Here is a 5,405-nt window from a genome sequence, read left to right as displayed (position 1 = left end):
GGCCCGGGGTCCGGCGCCGGTACCGGCCCGGGGTCCGGCGCCGAGGCGGGGTCCACCACCGGCGCGGCGGGCTGGGCGGCGTGTTTGAGGACCTCGGCGCGCACCGGACGGCCGAGCCGATCGGAGAGCTGCCGGGCGACCTCGTCGATCCAGCGCCGCACGTCGGCCGGGTCCGGTTCGACGCGGACCTTCTTGCTCATGTACCGGCCGGACTTGTCGTTGAGGACCAGCTCGCCGTCCGGCCCGAACCGCAGCTCGCCGCTCATCCGCGCCGGGCGCACGACCGTTGCGCCCGTCTCGTCGAAGCCGACGGCGATCGTCGGATGGCCGAGCAGGTCCAGCGACGCGCGGAAGTCCGCGAACGACTCCGTCGGCAGGTTCCGCTCGAGGCGCATCGCGGTGACGAACCCGTGCAGTGTGCGCAGCTCGGACTCCGGATGGACCGTGAACGGTTCCTCGCTGCCGAGGTAGATCCTGCCGTCGTCGGTCACGGCGTACTGCCACACCATGTCCTTCGACGCGCCCTCGACATGCTTCGGCGAGAAGTTCTCGAGCGCCGTCAGCAGCGGGTTGGCCCGCAGCCGGCCGTCAGCGTCCCGCTCGGGCGCCTTGACCTCCTTCGGCCCCAGCGATTCGCCGAACGCGTGGTCCAGGTCCACCGCCGGGGGGGCGTCGACAGGCGGTGGCCCCGGCTCGACCCAGCCGAGAACCTGACGGCGGGCCACGCTGGCCGCCGCGGGACCTCGGGTCGAGGTCAGCGCCGCGGGCGCCTGCGAGGCCCCGGCACCCCGGCTGTGGGTGAGGACCACGACCGCGGCGGGCGGTACGCCGTGCCGCCCTAGCTGGTTCTCCAGCACCTCGCCGGTCGACTCCGCGCGCTGGCGGCCACTCACGTCCGCGCGCGACGCACCGCCGAACAGCGACGCGTCGAGCGGGCGGCCGTTGCCACCGCCTTCCAGATGCACCGTCACCGGCAGCCCGTCCGGCCCGCGGCGGGTCACCTCGGCGGCGATCCGGCTGGCGAAACGGTCCAGCGCAGCCCGCTGGCCGTCGGTCAGTCCACCCGGACGGACGGTCCGCGTCCCGTCGGCGACATCGAGATCGAGGCGGACCAGACCGTCGTCGTCCGCCAGTGGCTGCGGTTCGCCGCCGAGTGGCGCGGCGTCGCCGACGTCGACGGCGTCGTCCACGGGGGCGATGCCCTCGACGACAGGTGCCTGTGGTCGCGTGGCGGGATCGGGATCGGGATCGGGCACGGCGGCGGGTCCGGGTCCGGCCATGCCCGGCTCGCGGGTCGTCGCCGCGAACGTCGAGGCGCTCACGGTGCTCACCGGCGGCAGGGAGGTGAACCGTCCCCCGCCGACGTCGGCCGCCACCCCGCGTGCGTCCGGGCCGGCGACCAGGGCCCGCAGGTCCACCGGACGCAGCGGTGGCCGGTTCAGGGGCAGTACCCGGTGCTCGCCGTCGAGCTGGGTCTCCACCCAGACGAGACGGTCACCGACGTTGAGGAGCATCACCCCGTGCCGCGCCGTGTCCGGCGGTCCGGCGACGAGGAACGCCGCCGCTCCGGGGCCGAGCTCACGCACCTGGTCGAGGACGCCGTGCCAGGTCGGGATGCGCTGCCAGGAACCGTCGACCATCGCGGCGAGCTGCTGCACCGGCCCGGTCGCGTCGTCGACCGGCCGGCCAGGGCGGCCACCGGGGGGCACCGGTGCCGATCCGAACCAGGCATGGGCGGCGGTCACCAGTCGCACGATGCAGTCGGCGGCCGTGCTCGGCCCGGTCCCGAAGACCGTCGCGAGCGAGGCGAGGACCGGCGCGACCCGCGCCTGCTCCGGCGCGGGCAGGGTCACGACACTCGTCGTCGCCGGTTGCACCGGCCCGGTGTGCAGCTCGGGGAACAACGCCGCCTCGACCATCGGCGGCACCGCGAGAGCCGGACTCCCGCCGCCGGGCGAGGCCAGCGGGCCGGAACCCGCGCCGGGCAGGGGAACGGCGAGCGGCACCCCAGCCGACGCCGCCGCCGGAGCCGCCGACGTCTCCACGGACGCCGGCCCGGTCAGGACGGCCGGCGCTTCGGCACCCGAGCGGCCCAGACCGGCCGGCCCGGAACCGTCCACCGGCACGGGCGAACTCACCGGCACGGAACCGTCCACCGGCACGGAACCGTCCACCGGCACGGAACCGTCCACCGGCACGGAACCGTCCACCGGCACGGGCCCGCCGACCGGAGCGGATCCATTCACCGCCACAGGCCCAGTCACCGGAGCAGGCCCATGCACCGGAGCAGGCCCAGTCACCGGAGCAGGGCCGTTGAACGGAGCAGGCCCGTTAACCGGTGCGGCGCCGTCCATCGGGAACGGTCCGTTCACGGGCACGGAACCGTTGCCCGCCACGGGGCTGGTGATGTGCGGGGCGGGCACGGCCGCCGGGGCCTGCGGGGCTGGCGGCTGCGCGGCCGCGGGGAGAGGCTCGGGCCGACGGCTGGGCGGGTAGTCCGGTTTCCCGGAGTCGATCGGGGCCGGTTGAGGGACCACCGTCGCCTGACCGGACGCCGCGGCGTTCGGTCCAGCGGCGACGAACGGTGCGGGGGCCGCGTCGACGTCGCCGTAGTCGGCGGGGTTGGTGATGTCGGTGTAGGACGAGTGGGCGGACTCGTCGCTGAACACCGACCCGTCCTCGCCCAGCGGGTCCACGTCCGACCCAGCGTCGACATCGTTGACGACGAAGCCGTCGAGGACGGGGTTCGGGTCGAGGGCGGGGGCGGTGAACGCCCCGAGGTCGGGCAGGTCCTGGCTGGTGAACGATGGTCCCTCCAGCGCGGGGGGCTCCAGATTGAGCTCCGGCGGCTCGAGGTCCGCGCCGAAGGGGACGTTCCCGCCGACGTTCTGACCGACGACAGGCCCACCGACAGTGATCATCGGCGGATCGCCGAGGTCACCGAGGTCGCCGAGGTCGCCGAGGTCGCCGAGGTCGCCGGGGGTCGGGGCGCCGGGGGTGGGGACGCCGGGGGTGGGGACGCCGGGGGTGGGCTGCGCCTTCCCGCCGGCCGCTCCCCCCGCCGACGCGCCGCTGCCCGCCGCCGAGCCGGAGCCTGCGGAGCTGGCGGAACCCGAACCGGAGCCGGAGCCGGGATCGTCCGGGCCGTCCGCGCCGAACTCGGGGGTCGACGTGTCGGGGATGTCGGGGATGGTGGGGACGTCGGGCGGGATGATGCCGAGCGCCTGTCCACCCTTACGGCCGCCCTTGCCGAGATGACCGGCGGCCGCCTCCGAACCGCCTTCCACCGCGCCGGAGATCGCGTCGTCGGCCGCCGAGGCCAGGCCCCACTGGCCGTCGACCAGGCCGGTGGCGAAGATGCCGCCGCCGACCTCCAGCACGACGGAGAACGCGGTACCCAGCGCCATGCTGGCGAACGGGTTGCCAGCGCCAGCCTCGATGCCGATCGTGCGGAACCAGGCGTCGGCCTTGCCCATGAACACCTTCATGCCCGGCAGGCCGAGCAGGGAGGACGCGGTGGCCGCCAGGCCGTACTTGACCATGTGGGCGAGCTCGCCGGCGTCGAAGCCGCCGCGGCGGCCCTCGAGGATCTGCCATGCCTGCGCGATCAGCGACGAACCGGGCATGAACAGCATCTGCATGCCCAGGATGTGCGCCGCCGTCTTCGCGGTCGACAGCGACAGCACCCGCTGCATGAGCGTGCGGGTGGCGATGATGCGCGCGGCGGCCTCCTCCGGCTGGCCGAACGCGGCCTCGATCGCGGCGATCGCGAGCTGGATCTGCATGAAGATGAACATCACGAACCCCTGCTTGCGGGTGTAGTCCATCTGCAGTTCCTGCTTGCGCAGCAGGGCGGCCGCGGCCTTGAGCAGCAGGCCGCCCTGCAGCAGCAGCTTCGGATCCTCGACGACGAACTGGGAGGTCTGCGCGACGAACTGCTTGCCGGGGGTGCCGCCGACGGACGCCTTCACCGAGCGGATGATCTGCTCCAGCTCGGCGGCGAGGGAGTTCGTGACCTCGTTGGCGCCGAGGTCGAGCTCGTCGGCGAGGGAGCGCATCACCGGCAGTCTCGCGCCGGGCAGGCGCATGCCGGTGAAGGCGTAGATGGCCCCGTCCAGGGACTTGGACATCCGGCTGCTCCCTTCCCGCCGCTCGTCGCTTCCCGCCGCTCGTCGCTTCCCGCCGCTCGCCGCTTCCCGCCGCTCGCCGCCTCCCGCCGCTCGCCGCCTCCCGGCCGCGGGTGCCTGCCGGGTCTCGTCAGCCCCTGGGGCCGCCACCGGGCCAGTTGGCGGCATGCTGGGACGTGCCGGCCTCGGTCTCGTCGCCGATGCGGCGCACCAGGTTCAGCCGGTCGCCCTGCACGCCGATGGCCTGTCCCAGGCCGACGTAGATCTTGCCGAAAGCCGTCATGATCTTGTCGAAGGTGGCCTTGGCGTACAGGGTCGCCTCGTCCTTCGCATCGCCGACGAAGTCGACGCCGGCGACGCCGACGAGCCACTCACCGAAGTCGCCGTAGTGCCCCTGCAGAGCCTTCAGCGCCGGCACCCGGGACGCGATCGCGTCACCGTCGTGCTGGATCAGCTTGGCGCTCATGTCCACTGCCCGTCGCGCTCGGGCGGGGTGGCCCGGCGGCCGTCGTCGGGCATGTTGCGGGTGAACATGTCGGCGAGCTCGTCGACGAGGTCCTCGACGGAGGTGACCTCGCCGAGGCGGCCCACCGAGGACGGCAGATCCCGCATGAGGTCCTGGATGCCGGCCAGGGCCCGGTCGCGGGCTCCCTTGCGGGCCGCCTCGATGGTGCGGATCAGCAGGTCGGCGAGTTCGGCGGGGGCCAGCTCGCGGTAGGCGTCGCCGCGGAAACGCAGCTCCCGCAGGTCGCCCTGCCCGCCGACGGTCACCGTGACCAGCTTGTTGCGGTCGCTTGCCTGGTAGCTGACCTGCGGTCCCTCGGCCCGGATGCGGTCGGTGATCTCCTGGGTGCGGGCCAGCTCGGCGAGCGTGGACTCCATCAGGCTGTCGTCGAACAGTGCCATGTGGCTCCTCCTGTTCTCTCAGCGACCGCGACGGGTGCGGTCGCGCGAGGGTGGGGCGGGGATGACGGTGGGGCCCTGCGGGGCCTCGGGGTCGGCGGGTGCCGTGCCGTCGGTGCGCCCGATCACCGCGGGCGCGCATTCGGGGTCGGTGCCCCAGACCTCCTCGTCCTCGGTGAGCCAGGTGTTGCGCTGGCGTTCCCGGGACTGGCCCTGACCGGCCTGCCCTGCGCCCATGCCGCCCATCGGCATGAACGGCATGCCACTGCCGGCGGATGACCCAGACATCCCAGACATCCCAGACATCCCGGACGCCGGGCCGCCGAGCGCCGCGGACGCACCTGGCAGGCCCCCGGCGCCGGCCGCGCCCGCGCC

General features: G+C 74.1%; 2 protein-coding genes and 2 pseudogenes. All 4 read right to left on the bottom strand.

Annotated features, from left to right (window positions below):
• A pseudogene (locus MXD58_RS18920) lies at positions 1–4,130 on the bottom strand (hypothetical protein); the annotation flags it as partial.
• A gap of 127 nt (positions 4,131–4,257) precedes the next feature.
• A complete protein-coding gene (locus MXD58_RS18915) occupies positions 4,258–4,593 on the bottom strand; it encodes a hypothetical protein (protein WP_248837660.1) in 336 nt (111 codons plus the stop codon).
• Complete coding sequence (locus MXD58_RS18910) at positions 4,590–5,033, bottom strand: YbaB/EbfC family nucleoid-associated protein (RefSeq protein WP_248837659.1); 444 nt, start codon at positions 5,031–5,033, stop codon at positions 4,590–4,592. Before MXD58_RS18910 ends, MXD58_RS18915 begins: the two co-directional genes overlap by 4 nt.
• 18 nt (positions 5,034–5,051) lie before the next feature.
• Positions 5,052–5,405: pseudogene (locus tag MXD58_RS18905) on the bottom strand (hypothetical protein); the annotation flags it as partial.

The sequence above is a fragment of the Frankia sp. AgKG'84/4 genome (assembly GCF_023242965.2).
Classification (GTDB): Bacteria; Actinomycetota; Actinomycetes; order Frankiales; family Frankiaceae; genus Frankia.
Note: the sequence above shows the minus strand (reverse complement) of the source record. Positions and strands in the feature narration are given on the sequence as shown.